At 45.1% G+C, this 18,743-nt stretch carries 19 protein-coding genes (1 of these 19 cut by a window edge); 14 read left to right on the top strand and 5 right to left on the bottom strand.

Translation table 11 applies throughout. The annotated features are described in order from the left end of the window. Positions 1-59: 59 nt before the first annotated feature. The 7 genes from LFX17_RS09500 (at position 60) to LFX17_RS09530 (ending at position 6,988) form a co-directional block, all read left to right on the top strand. Positions 60-371, top strand: coding sequence for a Smr/MutS family protein (locus LFX17_RS09500; protein ID WP_238730036.1), 312 nt, complete (start codon positions 60-62; stop codon positions 369-371). After that, entirely contained in the window at positions 368-1,918 is a 1,551-nt protein-coding gene (gene cimA / locus LFX17_RS09505; RefSeq protein ID WP_238730037.1) for a (R)-citramalate synthase CimA, read from the top strand. The genes LFX17_RS09500 and cimA overlap by 4 nt, the downstream gene beginning before the upstream one ends. Further along, positions 1,906-2,478 (top strand): aminoacyl-tRNA hydrolase, encoded by a 573-nt coding sequence (gene pth / locus LFX17_RS09510; RefSeq protein WP_238730038.1) that lies wholly within the window; start codon positions 1,906-1,908, stop codon positions 2,476-2,478. The genes cimA and pth overlap by 13 nt, the downstream gene beginning before the upstream one ends. Positions 2,479-2,618: 140 nt before the next feature. Then, on the top strand, positions 2,619-3,554 hold the full coding sequence (xerC, locus tag LFX17_RS09515) for a tyrosine recombinase XerC (RefSeq protein ID WP_238731564.1): 936 nt from the start codon (positions 2,619-2,621) through the stop codon (positions 3,552-3,554). Further along, the gene (gene hslV, locus LFX17_RS09520; protein WP_238746289.1) at positions 3,541-4,083 is read left to right on the top strand and encodes an ATP-dependent protease subunit HslV; all 543 of its coding nucleotides are present in this window, start codon (positions 3,541-3,543) and stop codon (positions 4,081-4,083) included. The genes xerC and hslV overlap by 14 nt, the downstream gene beginning before the upstream one ends. Positions 4,084-4,094: 11 nt before the next feature. Beyond that, the gene (gene hslU / locus LFX17_RS09525) at positions 4,095-5,531 is read left to right on the top strand and encodes an ATP-dependent protease ATPase subunit HslU (RefSeq protein ID WP_238746291.1); all 1,437 of its coding nucleotides are present in this window, start codon (positions 4,095-4,097) and stop codon (positions 5,529-5,531) included. Positions 5,532-5,674: 143 nt separating this feature from the next. Further along, on the top strand, positions 5,675-6,988 hold the full coding sequence (locus tag LFX17_RS09530) for a PQQ-dependent sugar dehydrogenase (protein ID WP_238746293.1): 1,314 nt from the start codon (positions 5,675-5,677) through the stop codon (positions 6,986-6,988). Positions 6,989-7,183: 195 nt separating this feature from the next. On the opposite strand, the gene LFX17_RS09535 is transcribed toward LFX17_RS09530, so the two are convergent. Then, positions 7,184-8,014, bottom strand: coding sequence for a hypothetical protein (locus LFX17_RS09535; RefSeq protein ID WP_238730042.1), 831 nt, complete (start codon positions 8,012-8,014; stop codon positions 7,184-7,186). A gap of 67 nt (positions 8,015-8,081) precedes the next feature. Between LFX17_RS09535 and LFX17_RS09540 the strand changes: the two genes are divergently transcribed. Genes LFX17_RS09540 through LFX17_RS09555 form a run of 4 tightly spaced genes read left to right on the top strand, consistent with a single transcriptional unit; the run spans position 8,082 to position 10,996 of the window. Continuing rightward, on the top strand, positions 8,082-8,342 hold the full coding sequence (locus LFX17_RS09540; protein WP_238730043.1) for a lipoyl domain-containing protein: 261 nt from the start codon (positions 8,082-8,084) through the stop codon (positions 8,340-8,342). Beyond that, positions 8,339-9,217, top strand: a complete 879-nt coding sequence (locus LFX17_RS09545; protein ID WP_238730044.1) for a metallophosphoesterase family protein — start codon at positions 8,339-8,341, stop codon at positions 9,215-9,217. Before LFX17_RS09540 ends, LFX17_RS09545 begins: the two co-directional genes overlap by 4 nt. Before the next feature lies 1 nt (position 9,218). Further along, complete coding sequence (locus tag LFX17_RS09550) at positions 9,219-10,262, top strand: Mrp/NBP35 family ATP-binding protein (RefSeq protein WP_238730045.1); 1,044 nt, start codon at positions 9,219-9,221, stop codon at positions 10,260-10,262. 44 nt (positions 10,263-10,306) lie between these two features. Next, positions 10,307-10,996 carry a hypothetical protein gene (locus tag LFX17_RS09555; protein WP_238730046.1) on the top strand — a complete coding sequence of 230 codons (690 nt, stop codon included), beginning with the start codon at positions 10,307-10,309 and terminating at the stop codon, positions 10,994-10,996. Between the two features lie 84 nt (positions 10,997-11,080). Here LFX17_RS09555 and LFX17_RS09560 read toward each other — a convergent pair whose 3' ends face one another. Further along, the gene (locus tag LFX17_RS09560) at positions 11,081-11,698 is read right to left on the bottom strand and encodes a UbiX family flavin prenyltransferase (protein WP_238730047.1); all 618 of its coding nucleotides are present in this window, start codon (positions 11,696-11,698) and stop codon (positions 11,081-11,083) included. Between the two features lie 148 nt (positions 11,699-11,846). Then, positions 11,847-12,743, bottom strand: a complete 897-nt coding sequence (locus LFX17_RS09565; protein ID WP_238730048.1) for a 4-hydroxybenzoate octaprenyltransferase — start codon at positions 12,741-12,743, stop codon at positions 11,847-11,849. Between the two features lie 102 nt (positions 12,744-12,845). Between LFX17_RS09565 and LFX17_RS09570 the strand changes: the two genes are divergently transcribed. From LFX17_RS09570 to ychF, 3 genes are read left to right on the top strand one after another with little or no spacing between them, the layout of a single operon-like run. Beyond that, the gene (locus tag LFX17_RS09570) at positions 12,846-13,493 is read left to right on the top strand and encodes a hypothetical protein (protein ID WP_238746295.1); all 648 of its coding nucleotides are present in this window, start codon (positions 12,846-12,848) and stop codon (positions 13,491-13,493) included. Between the two features lie 7 nt (positions 13,494-13,500). Next, entirely contained in the window at positions 13,501-14,652 is a 1,152-nt protein-coding gene (locus tag LFX17_RS09575) for an LIC11612 family fibronectin-binding protein (RefSeq protein WP_238746297.1), read from the top strand. A gap of 45 nt (positions 14,653-14,697) precedes the next feature. Continuing rightward, positions 14,698-15,795, top strand: coding sequence for a redox-regulated ATPase YchF (gene ychF / locus LFX17_RS09580; RefSeq protein ID WP_118956505.1), 1,098 nt, complete (start codon positions 14,698-14,700; stop codon positions 15,793-15,795). A 110-nt stretch (positions 15,796-15,905) separates the two neighbouring features. Here the strand turns inward: ychF and LFX17_RS09585 are convergent, their stop codons facing one another. Both LFX17_RS09585 and LFX17_RS09590 read right to left on the bottom strand, forming a co-directional pair. Next, positions 15,906-17,006: a helix-turn-helix domain-containing protein gene (locus LFX17_RS09585; RefSeq protein WP_238730051.1), complete on the bottom strand. Its 1,101-nt coding sequence runs from the start codon at positions 17,004-17,006 to the stop codon at positions 15,906-15,908. Between the two features lie 202 nt (positions 17,007-17,208). Beyond that, positions 17,209-18,743, bottom strand: the 3' portion of a protein-coding gene (locus LFX17_RS09590) for an Lcl C-terminal domain-containing protein (RefSeq protein ID WP_238746299.1). 1,288 nt of this gene lie beyond the right edge of the window; the window shows 1,535 of its 2,823 coding nt (coding positions 1,289-2,823); the start codon falls outside the window, past its right edge; the stop codon is at positions 17,209-17,211.

Here is an 18,743-nt window from a genome sequence, read left to right on the forward strand (position 1 = left end):
TTGTTTTCTGTAGCCCCGAACAAAAAAACACTGGTACGTAAAAGAGAGTCCCGGATTGTATGAAAAAAAATTCCGTCAAATCTGGATATTCAGGAGCGAAAACGATCTACATCCGCAAACTCAGGTTTGAGGAAGCCCAACAAAAACTCGAACGGGAAATCCAAGAGGCTTTTTTGGCGGGAGAAACGCTGATCGAAATCGTTCACGGAATCGGAGAGGGAATTCTCAAGAAATTGACCGTCGATACGATCCGGTCCCATGATTTTTTAAAGGAAGTCGATTATTCGCAGTTCGGAATTTCCAATCCGGGTTCCACTTTGGTCGAAGTATTAGGTCCTGATAAGGACACTCTCAAAAGGTATCTCAAATGACAAAGACGAAAAACAAACTGGAGATTTTAGACGTAACGTTGAGAGACGGAGAGCAAACCAGAGGAGTCAGCTTTTCCACTTCCGAAAAATTGAATATTGCAAAATTCTTATTACAAAAACTCAACGTAGACCGCGTGGAAATCGCTTCCGCAAGGGTTTCCAAGGGAGAATTCGAAACCGTTCAAAAAATCATAGAATGGGCCGAGAGCGAAAAAATCGCCGATCGGATCGAACTCTTGGGATTCGTGGACGGAAACAAAACCGTGGATTGGATTCGAGACAGCGGTGCAAAGGTTTTGAATCTTCTTACGAAAGGTTCCCTACATCATCTTGAAAAACAATTAAACAAAACTCCGAAAGAATTCTTCACGGACGTTTCTTTCGTCATCGAATACGCGATCAAGAACGGATTGAGGGTCAACGTTTATCTCGAAGACTGGTCGAACGGATTTCGGAACAGTCCCGATTACGTGATGAGCCTTGTGGAACATCTCAGCAAGGAACATATCGAAAGAATTTTTCTTCCCGACACGTTAGGCGTTCTTTCTCCTGCGGAAACGTTTCGAGGAATCGACAGCCTGATTCAGAAGTATCCCGAACTTCACTTCGAGTTTCACGGACACAACGATTACGATCTTTCGGTGGCGAACAGCCTCGAAGCGATCCGCGCCGGAGTAAAAGGTTTGCACGCATCCATGAACGGACTGGGAGAAAGGGCTGGAAACACACCGCTTGAGGCGCTCATCACCGCGATCCACGACAAATCTTCCGCTAAGACGAACGTCAACGAACTTGCAATCACGGAAGCGAGCCGACTCGTGGAGGTCTTCAGTGGAAAAAGAATCTCCGCAAACAGACCGATCGTGGGAGAAGACGTATTCACACAAACCGCGGGAGTTCACGCCGACGGAGATAAAAAAGGAAATCTCTACGCAAATCCGATTTTACCGGAACGATTCGGACGGAAAAGAAGTTACGCGTTGGGAAAGCTTGCAGGCAAAGCGAGCATTTCCGAAAACGTAAAACAACTCGGAATGGTGTTGAGCGATGTCGTATTGCAAAAGGTTTTGGAACGGGTCATCGAACTCGGGGACCAAAACAAACTCGTAACACCGGAAGATCTTCCCTTTATCATCGCCGACGTTTCGGGTAGAACCGGAGAAAAGGTTCTTACGATCAAATCTTGCAATATTCATTCCGGTATCGGAATTAGACCGCATGCTCAAATCGAAATCGAATACCAAGGAAAGGTACATAAGGAAATTTCCGAAGGAGACGGGGGTTATGATGCGTTTATGAACGCGCTTACCAAAATCACGAACCGTCTCGGGATCAGCATTCCGAAACTCATGGACTACGAAGTCAGAATTCCTCCCGGAGGAAAAACCGACGCCCTCGTCGAAACCATGATCACCTGGAATAAGTCCGCCGATTTAGAGGAAGATCAAACCTTCAAAACTATGGGAGTTCATCCGGATCAAACGATCGCAGCCGTACACGCGACTGAAAAAATGCTCAATCAGATCCTTCAACCATGGCAAACTTAAAACTTTTATTAGTAGGCATCGGAAACCCCGGCCAGAAATACGCGAATCACCGGCATAACATCGGTTTTGTGATTCTGGATTCTTTTTTGGATTCTTCTTCGGGGGGAATCTATCAAACGAACTCGAAGTATTCCCTTGCGAGAACGGATGAAGACGGAATCACGCTCTTTTATCTCAAACCTCTTGAATTCATGAATCTTTCCGGGAAGGCGGTGGCCGAAATCGCAAAGAAAAACGGAATTCCTCCTGAAAACATTTTGGTCATTCACGACGAAATCGATTTCGAATTCGGAAAGTTGAAATTGAAAGGCGGGGGTGGTCACGCGGGCCACAACGGACTTCGTGACATCGTGGAAAAGTTAGGAGCGAACACGTTTTTCCGACTGCGTTTCGGAGTCGGAAAACCCGCCCACTCATCGGAAGTTCCGGATTATGTACTCTCCAATTTTCGGCCCGAAGAAAAGGAAAAAATACCCGAACTGGTAAAGGCTTCTTTGCAAAAAATCTCCGATTGGATCCGAGAAAGGAAAAACGGATTTCAGAAACTCTCCGATAAATAAAAAGACGGAACGCGCCCGTTTCTCGCAAGGAAACGATGAACGTCCGCTTTATTCGAAGAATTTTAATTTTGCAGAGAGAATCAGATTTTCCCGGCGGACTAAAATTCTTTTTTAAGAAATTATCCTGTGGAGCATTCAAATTGGGCGATTATCCTTTCCGACTTCCTACGTTCGCATCCGCGTCCCAAAATCAGGCGGCTGAAAAATTCATCACGTATTTACGGATCGAAAAGAATTATTCGCAAAACACTCTGAACGCATACGGAATCGATTTGAAATTCTTCTTCGACTTTTGCGAAAAGGAACAACTCGATATTCTTCAAATCGAACCCGTGGACATACGATCGTATTTCGCATATCTCGCCAAACAACACGGACTCGATCGAAGATCACAAAGCAGAAAACTTTCCTCGCTGAGAACGTTTTATAAGGTTCTTCTCCGCGAGGATTTGGTCGCTTCCAATCCCGCGATGCAGATCAGCTTTCCGAAAGTCAGAAGAGAAATTCCCAAAAATTTCAGAATCAACGAAACTGAAGAAATCTTAGAATTCGAAGCGGAACGAACCTCCGAAATTTTGGACATCCGCGACAAGGCCATGATCGAAGTCTTATATTCTTCCGGTCTTCGGGTGTTCGAGTTGGTCAACGCGAAACTTTCCGCTCTTTCCAAGGATCTAACGATTCTCAAAGTTCTCGGAAAGGGTCAAAAAGAACGATTCGTATACTTTGGAAAAGAGGCGGTCGATTCTCTGCGGAAATATCTGGATTATCGAAACGGCTTTTTCCCCGATGCGGAGGAAATTTTTCTGAATCAAAAAGGAAAGAAACTGACGACTCGGGGCGTACGTTATATTTTGAATGAAAGAAGAAAGAAAATGGGTTGGGAAAAAACGATCACGCCCCATAAATTCAGACATACCTTTGCGACCGATCTTCTCGACGCGGGAGCGGATATCAGAGCGGTGCAGGAATTGCTCGGACATTCTTCGCTTTCCACCACGCAGATTTATCTCAGCGTGAGTAAGGAAAAAATCAAAGAGGTTTATAGAAAGGCCCATCCACATGCCAGAAAATAAAATTCGTTCCACCACGATTCTCTGTGTACGCAAAAACGGAAAAGTAGCCATCGGCGGAGACGGTCAGGTTTCCATGGGAAATACCGTCATGAAAAACACCGCGAAAAAAATCAGAAGATTGTACGACGGGAAAATTCTTTCCGGTTTTGCGGGATCGGCCGCGGACGCGTTCACACTCTTCGAACTTTTTGAAAAGAAGGTTCAGGAATTCGGCGGAAGTCTTTCCAGAAGCGCCGTGGAGCTCGCAAGAGAATGGAGAACGGATCGAATGCTTCGCAGACTCGAAGCTTTGTTGATCGTAGCCGACAAGGACGAATCCTTTTTGATATCGGGAACGGGGGACGTGATTTCGCCAGACGAAGGGGTGATCGCGATCGGCTCCGGCGGAAACTACGCGTTAGCCGCCGCTCGCGCGCTTTACGATCACACGGATCTTTCTCCGAGGGAAATCGTGGAATCTTCGATGAAAATCGCCGCGGACATCTGCATCTATACCAACGATCATATTACGATAGAAGAAATTCTTTAAAAGAACCATCTATGACAGACCACGCAACAGACCAGGAACTCATATCATCGACCGAAGAGGAATTTACACCGAGACAAATCGTCGCCAAACTCGACGAACATATCATCGGTCAGAAAAATGCGAAGAAGGCGGTCGCGATCGCTCTTAGAAACAGAACCAGACGCAAAAAACTGGATCCGGAAATGAGAGAGGAAATTTATCCGAAAAACATCATCATGATCGGACCGACCGGCGTCGGTAAAACTGAAATCGCGAGAAGACTTTCCAAACTCTGCGGCGCTCCGTTTCTCAAAGTGGAAGCGACGAAATACACCGAGGTCGGTTACGTCGGAAGAGACGTCGAGTCGATGATCCGCGACCTCGCGGTCATCTCGATGAATCTCGTAAAACAGGAATTCAGAACCCGCGTGGAAGAAACGGCGAAACAAAAAGCGGAGGAAGCGCTTCTCGACATTCTCCTCCCGTTTCCCGGAGACAACAAACACGGCGGACAAGGAATGGGATTTGCCGCCTCATCGCCGTTAAGCGATGAAGAAGAAAGAAAAACTCATTTTCTCGAAACCAGAGAATTTATGAGAAAGAAATTAAAAAACGGAAAGCTGGACGATCAGGAAGTGGAACTCGATCTTCCGAATCCGACTATGAATCAGATTCCGATGTTGCAAGTATTCGGCGCGGGAAATTTGGACGATCTCGACAATCAGCTTCAAAACGTTTTGGGAGATATGCTTCCCAAAAAAAATAAAAAACGGAAACTCAAAATCCCCGAAGCCCTCAAAGCCCTGGAAGAATTCGAAGCGGAAAAACTTCTCGATCCCGATAAGGTCCAAAGGGAAGCGCTTCGACGCGTGGAAGAAATGGGAATTATCTTTCTGGACGAGATCGATAAGATCGCGGGAAGAGAGGGAAAGAGCGGAGCCGACGTTTCGCGGGAAGGAGTTCAAAGAGATCTGCTTCCCATCGTGGAAGGAGCTACCGTAAACACGAAAATCGGCCCGGTCAAAACCGATCATATTCTTTTCATCGCTGCCGGTGCGTTTCACATGACGAAACCTTCCGATCTCATTCCCGAGTTGCAGGGAAGATTTCCGATCCGAGTCGAACTCGAAAAACTGTCCCGCGAAGACTTTGAAAAAATTCTGACCGCGCCGCGTTCTTCCCTAACGAGACAATACGAAGCCCTTTTATCGACGGATGGAATTCAATTGGAATTCGCGACGGATGGAATCCAAGAGATCGCAAGAATCGCCTACGATATGAACGAGAAACACGAGAATATCGGAGCGAGAAGACTCAATACCATCCTAGAACGACTTCTGGAAGAAGTGAGCTTTGAAGGGCCGGATCTTCCCGAAGCTCAAAGAAAGGTAAAAATCGACGGGAAATACGTGACCGATCGTTTGCAGGGAGTGATCCAGAACAAGGATCTCAGTCAGTATATTCTATAAGAGGGAGTTCCTACAGATTACGTCCCATCAGACCGTTCTTCGTAGTCCGATCCTCGTATGAGTTCCCACAATTTCGGTTTTAGTACGACTGAAATCAAGCGCATTCTATTTGACCTTTTCTTGAAAAAAAGGCAAATAGGTCCATGCAATTTCCTTCATCCTTTTCAAACGTTACACTTTCATCGGTTTGGAAAAAGATTTCCAAACTTTGTATCCTCGTTTCCGTTCTTTTTGCGTTGAACGGCTGCGAGTGGATTCAAACGGTTCTCGTAGAAGTTATCGGCGCTCCCGATAAATATAAAAGCGAAGGCGATCCGAATCTTCTTCAACCGAATTATTCCGGAAAAGACGCGACAAAAGAAAAAATCGAAATTACTCTTACCGAAATTTCCGCGGGATTCAAACAACCCACGGACATTCAATTCCCTCCGGGAGAATCGCAAACTTTTTTAGTCACGGAACAGAAGGGGATTCTTCGTTGGGGAAAGGTTCGAAAGAATGAAACCGGAATATTATTAACTTTGAATGTACTTTCCGAAGCGGAACAGGGACTTCTCGGTTTGGCGTTCCATCCGAACTTTGCAAAGAACGGAAAAATTTATCTCAACTATGTGTTGAAGGTAAACGGAAAGGACACGAGCCGAGTCGGAGAATGGATCGTATCGGATCCGAAAGATATCTCGAATTCTAAAATCGCTTCCGAACGAATCATCATGGAAGTGCAGCAGCCGTATCCGAACCACAACGCGGGACAACTCGCATTCGGACCCGACGGATATCTTTATATAGGATGGGGAGACGGAGGTTGGAAGGACGATCCGAAAAAGAACGGACAGAATCCGAAAACCTTTCTAGGGAGCATGCTTCGTGTGGATGTGAATGCGACGGAAAACGGAAAAGCGTATAAGATTCCTGCGGACAATCCTTTTATAAACGACTCTTGCTGCGCGCCCGAAACGTTCGCTTACGGTTTTCGAAATCCTTGGAGATACGGTTTCGATCCGCGGGGAAGATTGATTCTTGCCGACGTGGGACAAAATCTTTGGGAAGAAGTCGACATCGTCGAAAAAGGAAAAAACTACGGATGGAATACCAAAGAAGCGACTCATTGCTTTGATCCGAAACAAAACTGCAAAGAGGAAGGTTTGACCGATCCGATCTACGAGTATGGAAGAGAAGAGGGGCAATCGATCACGGGCGGCTACGTTTATTCCAACGAGGCGATTTCGAATTTAAACGGGAAGTACGTCTTTGCCGATTTTGTTTCCGGGCGAATATGGGCCTTGGACCTTCCGGACGTATCGGGACAACCCGCGAAAAAAGTTTATACCCTCGGAAAATGGCCGGTTTTGATTTCTTCGTTTGGGAGAGACGCTGCGGGGAAAGTGTATTTAAGCGACTTTGGAAGCGGTAAGATCTACAGAATCGATCCATACCGAACGACCCGCAGGGAGTGAAGGTCGAATTCCTTTCATAAACGGACTCTCAGGATCGCCGAAAACGGTTCAACTCATTGTTAAGCGACATTCGATTGTCGCTTAACAAAATTATATCCTTTCAGTTCGAAAATTTGGAAAAACTGAAGTCCGACCGAATGAAACGTTCCTAAGCTATAAAAATCATAAGGAGAATATCTAAAGCTAGAATTTTTTTCAAAAATCCATCTTCAAACCGGAAATCGGATACTTCATATAAACGGTGGTCGTTCTAGCTCCCGAAGTGATGGTCAAAAGATCCAAAGGATTCAAACCGATACTATAAAATCCTTCGTCGATCATCGCGATCCCGAAACCCGCACTTTCCTTTTCGTTCAAAAACTCGGGACGAAAAAAGTCCGCCGAATTTCCTTGATCGTAGAGTTCCTTGTGTTTGAGTCTGGATTCTTGGATTCTTTCGAAATCCAAATGATGGATCGGCGAATCGTTCCGAATCCGAAAACTCAATTCGTCCGGAGTAATACGAATCTTTAAGGAGATGTTCATGTTGTATTTCTTGATCTTTTCACGAACATCGGTGAGAAAAACCTTCTCGCTTTCCGTCAAAACTTTCTTCTTGGTACGGATCTTATCTTCCAAGGAAAGAACGCTTTGCACCTGCTTCTTCACCTTATCGGGAACGATATAACGATGCATCGCGTCCCGAAGTAGGGATGTTTCCATAATGATTTCCAAGAGTTCTTCCGCGTCTTCCCGGCTGGATTCGCCCTGTTCCAATTTCTTAAGAAGTTCGTCTCTGAAAATGATATGCCGAATATTCGCCTTAATCGCGTTGAGCAAGGCTTCCATAAGTCCGCTGAAGAGATGAAATCCGGCGAGGGGATTGGCGCCGATTTCGTCTAAAATTCCGTTTACTAGTTCCGATAGAATGTCGCGGGTTGGTTTGGTAAGACCTTTGAGTTCGAGATGAAAGAATTTCTTCTTCTTTAATGCCTCGATATTTTTCAGAATCTCGTCGCCTTTGAGCGCTGTTTTCTGGTTTGCCATATATCCCCGCCGAGTTTTTTAGGTATCATTGATGCGCAAAGTCTTTTACGCAAGTTTGTTTTAAATCATGAAACCAAAATCCGGCATTTTTGAATTGATCACACCGGACCTTGGAGATACCGACAAGATCGAACTCGTACATTGGAATTCGAAGTTAGGCGACTCGGTGGAACCAGGTCAGGAAATTTTAGAGTTAGTAACCGACAAGGCTTGCTTCCCGATGGAGTCTCCCGTCAAAGGCAAACTAACGCAAATTATAAAAGAGAAGGGTTCTATCGTCCGCAAAGGGGAATTGCTGGGAATCTTGGAACTTTTCGAATCCGAATGAAAATCCTTCACTTATCAGATCTGCATTTTCCGACTCCCGTTCCTTTCTTCCAACTCAAAGGAAAGATGTTCGTAGGATACTTGAACTACAATTTGAGAAGAAAGAAAAAATATCCGAAACAAGTTTGGGATTCGATTCTTCGGTTTATCGAAACCGAAAATCCGGACGCGATTGTTGTGTCGGGAGACATTACGAACGTATCTCACGAACTCGAATTTAAAGAAGCGGGAAAATTGTTAAGCGAACTTCCTCGCGAAAAAGTTTTTTATATTCCGGGAAATCACGACCGCTACGTAAAACAGTCCGTAGGCGAAAATGCACTCTACGAAAAATATTATTCCGACCTTTCGGGAGAATCGATTTCGCATAACGCGCATTATATTCGTATTAAAAAAATAAGCGGACTTCATTTTGTCGGTTGGGATTCGAGCATTCCTCTTTCCATTTTAGGAGCTTATGGAAGGATACAACCGGAGATCGTTTCGCAAACGAATCGGATTCTTACCGAAAAAAAGATCGAAGACTACATTCTTGTTTGTCATCATCCGATTTGGAATCCGGCCGATCGTCAGGAAACTGAACATCATAAATTGCTAAACCGCGATGAAATCGCCTCTCTCTTAAAGGAAAAACCTCCTCTCGCGTATCTGCATGGACACGTTCATACGAACTGGGTGAAACTCCCCGGAGAATCTCTGCCGTATTACGTGGTCAATTCTGCGTCCAGCACGAGACTTCCCGATCGTCGACACGAAAGCGGATTCCATGTTTTGGAAGTCGAAAAACGGAACGTCAAAATTCAAAGATATACTTACAATTCAGAACAGTCTAAATTTACGAAAGCCCCGCTGGTTTCGTATTCAGAAAAGGAATAGAATGGCAACAATCGAAGCAGTTAAGATCCAACGCGAACTTACGAAGATCAAACATCCCGAACTCAAAAAAGACATCGTGTCCTTAGGCATGGTGGGTTCTCTCGACATTCAAGAAGGAGAAACGAGTATTCTTCTCAAAACTCCGAGCCAAGACAGAAGAATTCAAATCGGACTGGAGGCCCAGATTCGTCAGACTCTCACCAAACTCGAAGGAGTGGGCAAGGTAAAGATCAAGTTCGAAGTCGATCCCAAACTCGTTCTCGACGATTCCAACAAAATCCCCGGTGTGAAGAACGTCATCGCGATCGGCTCCGGAAAAGGGGGAGTCGGTAAATCCACCGTCACAGTGAACCTCGCGGCGATGGCCGCATCACTCGGATATAAAGTGGGAATCCTGGACGCCGATATCTACGGTCCTTCGGTCGGTAAAATGTTCGGGGTCAACGGAAGAGTGGCTCTGAAAGCGGAGGAAGATAAAATCTATCCTTTGGAAAAAGACGGACTCAAACTCATTTCCTTTTCCTTCTTGATCGATGAAAAACAACCCGTCGTCTGGAGAGGGCCGATGCTCGGAAAGGCCGTCGAACAGTTCTTATACGATATCGTCTGGGACGATTTGGATTATCTTTTTATCGATCTTCCTCCCGGAACCGGCGACGTTCAACTTTCTCTCGCGCAATTGATCGATCTAAACGGAGCCGTGATCGTAACCACTCCTCAGTCGGTCGCATTATTGGATGCGAACCGCGCGTCTGCCATGTTCGCCCAAGTAAAGGTTCCGATACTCGGAATTGTCGAGAACATGAGCGAGTTCATTTGTCCCAAGTGCGGACACGCTTCTGCCATATTTAGCAAAGGCGGAGGGCAGAAGTTAGCCGAATCATCCGATGCCAGCTTTCTTGGTGGCATTCCTTTAACAATGGACATCATGAATGCGGGAGAAGACGGGAAACCGGCCGTACTCAAAGATAAAAACGGTCCCGTATATCAAGCCTACAAAAGTATATTCGATAGTCTAAATGAAGAAATAAAAAAGTGGGAATAATAGGCGCTTTGGAGTCTGTTGTACATAGAGATGGGAGGTGAACCTTGAAGTTTGAAAAGGGATCCGAAAAAAACCCTACGGGCAATTTGATCGTATATTGCAACGTCTTTGGTGAAAACCCTCTCAGCCCCGGAGGGAAGATCATCGCGTCTAACGTAGTGGTCAGCTTTCTAAAAATAGGAGAGAACTTTCCCGTCGTAACATTTCCTCCCGTGTCGTTGGAAAGTTACGAGGAATTGAAGAAGGTAATCTCCGAAAACATCGAGAAGTACGACGTGATCAAAATCCGTGACTTCGAGATGCCCGCATCCAAAGAAGCCTCTAACGATTACATTCAGGAAAGAATGGATCAGTTCAACAGCGTAGTCATCAAGTACGTCGAGATCTGCAAAAATAGAGAGGTAGGCGGAGGCCAAGTCAGTTTTCCGGAGGAAGAAAGCGGGGTCAGAGAATATCTAGACGCTCTCGCCAATCTTTCCTTAAAAATCAGAAGATCGACCGGAATCGCGAGAGAAGCTTCTCTGATCAAAATGGATCAGCTCGTGGAAAATTTTTCCGTAAAACACCCCGAGTTCGATTTGGATAATTTCAAAAAGGCTCTTTTTTTGCCGGGACAAACGGGAGAAGAATTGATCGGATTGTATCTTCAGAAGTTCAACGCGATTTCCAAAGAAAACTACGAAGACGCATCCACTCTCAAAAAGAAGATTCATGACATCGAGTATTTCGCTTAACGAAAGACAATTTTCCTGAAACGATAAAAACGTTCCGTTGATCGCTGCGAATCCGATATTCCCCGTGTACGATTGATTTTTTTCTCATTCTTCGTTCGTTTTTGAAGGCGCCCATCTTGGGTACAGATCCAATTCCATTCCCAACAAACGAAACACTCGCTCCGCGATAAAATCCCCCAAGTCTTCGAGCGATTTCGGCATCTGATAAAATCCGGGAGATGCGGGTAAGATCGTTCCGCCCGCGTCGTGAAGCTCCAGCATATTCTTGAGATGAATCCGATTATAGGGGGCTTCTCTCGGAACAAGCACGAGCGTTCTTCTTTCTTTCAGCGTTACGTCTGCCGCTCTTTCAATGAGATTCTCCGTCAAACCCGCGTTAATCGAGGCGATCGTTTTCATTGAACAGGGAAGAATCGTCATCGCCTTCCAAGGATTGGAACCGGAAGCGATATCCGCTCCGATATCGGAAAAATTACGGATCTCGAATTTCTGGGAAGAAGTCTGCAGTTTGTATTTGGAAGCGATAAAGTCCAAAATTTCTTTCGGAGAAGAAACCTTACATTCCATCTCCTCCCGAAACACGCGAAGAGAAGCCGGACTGCAGATAAAAAAAGTGGTACCTTCGATCGTAAACAATGCCTTGATAAACCGTTCCGCATAAATCGAACCGCTGGCGCCGGCCATTCCCAATACGAGTTTCATAGTTTGTTCCAATCCATTCAAATATTATACTATACTTTTTAATCGCGATCCGACTGTTTAAAGTCGACGATTCACGCGACATCACAGCTTCTTCAAAACCGCTCGATCATTCTTTTTTTTCCGACCTTTCGGAAAATCTTTCTCGCGATCAACCGAGAATCACCAAATAAAAGAAACGGTCGATCAAAAGTCCCGCGAATAAAATCAGGGAAATATAGGAATGAATCTGATAAAACTTCGGAGGAAAAAAATTCTCCCCCGCGGCTCTTGCGATCTTATGTTCTTGAAAGAGAAGATACGCAGTAATCCCGAGAAAAACCAAAAACACCGGACCTAATCCGGAAACGATTCCGGCGGCGAATAAAAAACCGACACAAATCACGTGACTCGCAATCGCGATCCAAAGAGAATTTCTTCTTCCGAATTTTGCGGGAACCGAGTATAAACCTTCCTTTTGATCGAACTCCCGATCCTGAAGCGCGTACAAAATATCAAAGCCCGCAAGATTGAACGCAAGACCGATCGTCCAGAGAAGCGGTTCCCAAACGATTTCCTCCCGAATCGCGACCCAAGTAGCGAGAGGTGCGAGACCGATCGAAAAACCCAAAATAAAATGACAAAGCCAAGTGAACCGCTTTGCAAGAGAATATCCCAAAAGAATCATCAAAGTCGGAAAGGAAAGCCACCAAGCCATCGGATTGATGAACCAACACACAACGATAAATCCGAGAGAGGAAAGAACGACGAAGAGAATCGCGGAACGTTTGGAAATTTTTCCGGCGGGAATTTCGCGATCCTGGGTGCGTTTGTTTTTTGCGTCGATATCCGTATCTACGATGCGATTAAAACCCATCGCGGCCGAACGGGCCAAGACCATCGAAATCAGAATGAGTACGGAAAGAATCACCCATTCCAAAACGGATTTTCCGTATGTTTTTAGAAACGCGAGTAGGAAAGCGATTCCGGCAAAGGGAAGAGCGAACAGTGTATGCGAAAACTTGATGAGACTTCCGTATTGCTTCAAGGAGGATAAGGTTGTATTCATGTGCGACGAGACTTTCAAATTCCAAAATTCTTTTCCTACATAAAATCCTGCGGAAAGTTTAAAAAGCGATGATTTTTTCTCCGCGTCTTCAAGGATACGCTTATGACCGCAGCTTTGACCCGGACTTCCTCATCCACGGAAGCCATTCGTACTTTTTTACAAAAAATCATCCAAGAACCCGAACAACATTCCCGCTGGCTCAACACGATTTCCTTTTTGGAGCACATGGGCTCCCGAAAAATTTTCGCAACACAAAGCGGAATCGGAATGGGCGAAATGATCCTTAGACACGCTTCGGAAGAGGCAAGGCACGCGCACTTTTTCAAACGAATGAGCGAACGAGTTTCCCCGGGTGCCTGCCCCGACTATCAAACGGAAAATCTTCACTGCGGTTTCCCCGCATTTTTATACTTTCAAAGGTTGGACGGAATGGTTTTGAAAAACCTAAACGCGGCCGGAATCCGGGGAAAAAAGCAGTCGTTTCTTTCCTATCTTTACGTTACCCATCTCATCGAAGAACGCGCCGATTTTCTCTATCAGGAATACGATCGGATCTTGGAAGAAAACGGAATTCCAGTCAGTTTAAAAGCAATTCTCAAAGAAGAAGAATCCCACCTCGCCGAAATGAAATCCGCCTTAACCGCGGAAGATCCGGAATACGAAACGCGTTATGCGATCTTTCAGGAAAAAGAAGAGAAGAATTACAGGAAGTTTGAAAAATCCCTTTTAAAGTCCGTAGGACTCGCCTAAGATCGAAATGTTCCGGACGAATCTCAAAAAAGCGTTTCTTCTTGTTTCCATTTTCTGCATATTCTATGATCGGAATGTATTTTCGGAAACGGGCGGATTACAGGATCGTCCGGTCAGCGTCGTTCTCGTCTGCGAACCTTCCGCAAAAGCGGACAAACCCCGATATTACAAATCAACTTCCTTATTCTTCAAACGGCTGAAAAACAAACGTCTGCAAGAAAACGGAACGGCGTTTTTCGTAGGCTATGGATCGTTCGCTTCCGAAGCTCCTGCGGAACAACTCAATCTCGCGGGTCAAAACGGATACGACTTATACATTTTTCCGCAAACCGCTGCGGAGAATCTCCCGACTTCTCCATCCGGGAACGCGGTCCCTTGGATCTCCTTTGTCGTGGAAAAAAAAGAAACCCTAATTAAACCGACGTCCCCAAAAAAGTCGGGCAAACAAGGGATTTCTCCGAAAAGAAAAAAACAAAAAACGAAATCCAAACCGAAACTGAATCCGGAAAAACCTTCGGATAAAACCTCGGAGTCGCTTCCCCGCGAAGCGGAAATACAAGAAGGGGTCGGACAAACTTCCGGAACGGACGCCGACAAAATCGAACTCAAACATACAACTTCGAAAAAGAAGCCGGCCAAATCCAAGAAGTCCAAAGAGCGAAACGCATCCCGAACGAAGTCCGAAAAAAAACGGAAATCCGATGCGCAGGCAAAACCGAATTCTTCAAAGGAAACTTCTTCGCGGAATACTCAGCAAACACAAGCGCCGAGTAAAACGGTCGTCGCTTCGATCGGAAACGCTTCTTTCGAATTGAATTTTGAATCTTTGAAATTCTGGTTTTCAACTACCGTGAATCCGATCGAACTTTCTTGGAGCCCGGAAAGAATTCTATTCTTAGCCGGAGAGAAAACCGCGGATGAATGGAATCAAATTCTTTCCGGAAAACCGGACGATACGACCGCGATACGACTTTTAAACTCCGGGCAGGATTTGAAATTCAACGAGGGCATATATTATACTGGCTGCGCTTCTTTGCAAATTCCGAACGGAGTTTCCGTTTTGAATTTCTTCTTTCGAGGAAATCGTTTGATCCGGCTAAAGCAGGAAAGTTTTTCTCTCAACAGCGACGGTTCCGGGAAATCCTGGGAACTGGAATAACGATTTTACTTTTCGCATAGACCTTGCCCGGAAAACCTGGACTCCATGAGTCTGAATTGCGGCATCGTAGGCCTTCCCAACGTAGGTAAATCCACTATTTTCAACGCCCTTACCAAAGCGGGTGCACAGATGGAAAATTATCCCTTCTGCACCATCGAACCGAACAAAGGAATCGTGGAAGTTCCGGATTCCAGACTGGATCGCCTCGCGGAAATCGCAAAACCGCAAAAGGTCGTTCCTGCAATCATAGAATTCGTGGATATCGCAGGTCTTGTCAAAGGGGCGAGCCAAGGAGAAGGTCTCGGAAATAAATTTCTTTCCCATATCCGGGAAGTAGACGCGATCTGTCACGTTGTGCGCGCTTTCGAAGACGAAAACGTGACGCACGTTCATGGAAAAGTAAATCCCGTGGACGACGCAGCAGTCGTAAATATGGAACTGATCTTTGCGGACTTGGACAGCGCGGACAAACAATACCAAAGAGTCGCAAAAAATGCGAAGAACGGAAACAAAGAAGCGCAGGAAGTTGCGGTCGTTCTCGAAAAAATCCTAGATCTTCTAAAAGCGGGAAAACCCGCAAGACTTGCCGATCTCAAAGACGACGAAAAAAAAATCGCAAAGTCTTTCCAGCTCATCACCTATAAACCGGTCATGTATGTCGCAAACATCGCGGACAAGGACGCGGCAAAAAAAGATACGCCGCTCTTGCAGCAGATTCGCCAGATGGCAAAAGAAGAAAACGCCGAACTTGTAATCCTCTGCGGCCGATTCGAGGAGGAAATTTCCGGTTTGGATCGTAACGAGCAACTCGACTTTTTAGCGGAAATCGGAGAATCGGAAAGCGGGCTCGATCGCATGATCAAAACCGCATATAAACTCTTGGGTCTCATCACATTCTTTACCGCTGGAGAAGTGGAAGTGCGCGCATGGACGACTCCTGTGGGCAGCACGGGACCGAAGGCCGCCGCAGTCATCCATTCCGATTTTGAGAAGGGGTTTATCCGTGCCGAAGTGATGAGCTACGAGGATTTGGACCGTGCGGGATCGCAGACCAAAGTAAAAGAAGAGGGCAAATTAAGAATCGAAGGAAAAGAATATATCGTTCAAGACGGAGACGTGATTTACTTCAGAATCAACGCGTAAAATTCTCGGTTTTTTTCAAACAAAGATAAATGCGCTCCTTCCGATCAAGAAGCGCATTTATTTCCGACCGCAAAACCAAATCGAGTTCGAAGGATTTTATTCTATCTAGTTCAAATTCTTTTTTCATTCTTCAAGATTTGTTTTCGAAAGGCATTCGGGCTCACTCCGACGTGCTTTTTAAAAGCGGTATGAAACGCGGATAAAGAATTAAATCCTGATTCGTATGCGACATTGAGAATGATGAGATCCTCTCTCTGAGTCAACAACCGTTTTGCTTCCTCAACCCTATAGAAGTTTACAAGGCTGTTAAAATTCATGTTGAGTTTTACGTTTAAAAATTCGGACAGCTGATGAGGAGTCATAGACAACCTTTCGGATAAGGATTTAAGACTCAAGTCTTCGTCCTGATAGATTTTTTCGTTTTCCATCAGACTTTTTATTTTCGCCTCGACGCCGCTTACGTCCACTTTTTTCAAGGTAGTCTTTTCGTACTGAATCTGTTTGATCGTATTGGAAATAATATTGAACGTAATCGGAAATTTTTGACTAATAAAAAAAGTATAAAAAACGATCCCACTCAATAGAATCAAAAGAAAGAAATAAAGCCTTTCAAAAAAATCCCGATCCAAACCCGTCAAAGTTCGGATTCCCAGCAAAATTCCGATCGCACACGAGATCATCGCAAGAATGAAAATGATCTGTATATGGATCGGCCATTTTTCCTTAAAGAAATTATTCCTAAATATCAGATAGTATTTCCGCGCTAGTATAAACACGTAGATCGCGGGAGATAAAGGAACAACGGTATATAAAAGCGTATAACGGCTTTCGTAATTATGATCGAGATCCCGAAACGATTCGTGTTGAAACAAAATTCTCAAAGTATGAATCCCCCAAAACAGGAGATACAGAATTGCGGGAATAAAATTTAGATAGATTCTTTTTTTCCGAAGTACGCCGTCTTCTATCAAAAGATTGAAATAGAGATACAATAACGGACCGACGGAAAGGGTAACGAATATTTCGATTAGGAAAAAATGAGAATACTCCTGCAGAGCTCCCGTAAGCAAACAAATACCTTTGATCAGATAAAAACTCATCGAAAAAAATAAACAGGAAAGAATCCAATTCCTCTTCGCGAACGAATTGATTATTTGTGAAACTCCTAATAAAAAGGCAAGACCTCCACTGAGATAAAAAAGGACAATCATCTGAATTCTTTCATTGAAACAAAAGATAAAATCGATAAACGAAATCGGTTTTTGTTTTGTAGGAAATTATAGATTTTTTTCCAAAGTTTACAAACGGAATTATCCTTATTTTGCGATTTACACACCATTCTTAAATTCAACTTTCCAAAAGAATTTTAAGATAGACGCTTGCGGCGTGGAATGATTTCAAAATCGAGATAACTCATTCTTTTTCGGTGACGCAGCGAACCTCTTTCGTACTTCCCGTCTTCGAATACGCTTCCACCGTTCCGTCCGCAAAGGAAACGATGTAAGCCAGGGTCGGATCCTGTAAAAAGCTAGTCACGGTCCAATAGTCTCCGTTCTGCGTATTCGGAAATAAGTTTAGGGATCGTTCGATCAAAGAGGGATCGTTGAAGTTATGATCTACGAGCGTTCTCAATTCGTTGACGCTCGGAAGTCTCCAAGGGCTTCCCGCCGGCCCGAATCCGAGACTCGCACAATAACCAAGGGCATTTTTCCAATTACTAGGAGCGAAGGAACCGCCGGAGCAGGTCGCCCCGCTCAATCCTTTCGAACATTTCCTCCAAAGTAAATTCGTAAAAGTATCCTCGACGCTTCCATCTCCTCTATCGATCAAAGTATTGGTAATCAATCCGTCTCCTCGAGGCCACTGTCCGCCCGAGACACAACGAACCCGAAACGTATCTCCACTTGCTCCGGAACTGTTATTGGCGTCATAAGAAAAACCGTCCGAAAATTGTAGAAACCAAGAGGAAGTGCCTGACGCGGTCTTCTTACTAATCGACCAGAGATCCAGATTTGAACCTTGATTCGGAAAGTAATTCGACTGAACGGAAGGGGACACAACAGCACCATAATATACTAAAGTAGATAATTCCGAAATTGTGGGCAGTCTCCAATTCTTAATTCCTGCATATCCGGCTCCGGCATTCAAACCGCTACAGGAAGTGATGGCGGATGGCCATTTCATGGAGGAGCTTGCTCCGCTACAATGGTTGGGGGCGGCCACATCCGCTTGCCCCTGGAGACAGGTTTTCCAGACAAGTCCCGTGATCTTATCCTTTGTGGTGTGATGATTGCTTGCGCCGATAGTATTCGGTCCGCTGAAAATTCTGGGATATATATAATTCGCGTATTGAGTCGGAAATCCGGACAAGAGTCCTCCGGAACCGTCGTCGCAGAGAAAACCGCCGGAATTATCAAAACAGACCGGCCCGATTCCGGTTCCGACGATAGGAATGATTTTTCGAAGCAGAAGAAAATAGTCTTTTGTGCTGCTCGGCAACAGATCATCTACGATCGTATAAACGATCGCGGTCGAACCGTCGAAGGGATTGGTAGTAACTTCCGAAACCTGAGGAATACCCGCTATATTCGTCGAAGTATCCGAAGAATACAAACCGAAACTTGCAATCAAACTCGCAGAAGGATCGGAACCGGGAAGAACCGCGCCAAAGGGTAGATCTACTTTGATTTTTGCATCCGTTGTAATTGTCCCCGAATAAGTATATTCAAGATCCGTAAAACTAGACGGAAAACTGTAATACGTAAAACCCAAAATCTTGGAACAAACGACCTGAATCGTGATAGGCCCTCCGTGGATCGAACCTATCGGACTCGGCGCAGGCGAGGTCGTATCGAAAGAACAAGTTTGCGAAAGATAAGAATAAGGAGGATTGATCAGCGGTTGTTGCGTGATCGCCACGGTATAGTTAGAATGATCCAAAATACCGG

The organism is Leptospira sanjuanensis (assembly GCF_022267375.1).
GTDB classification, from domain to species: domain Bacteria; phylum Spirochaetota; class Leptospiria; order Leptospirales; family Leptospiraceae; genus Leptospira; species Leptospira sanjuanensis.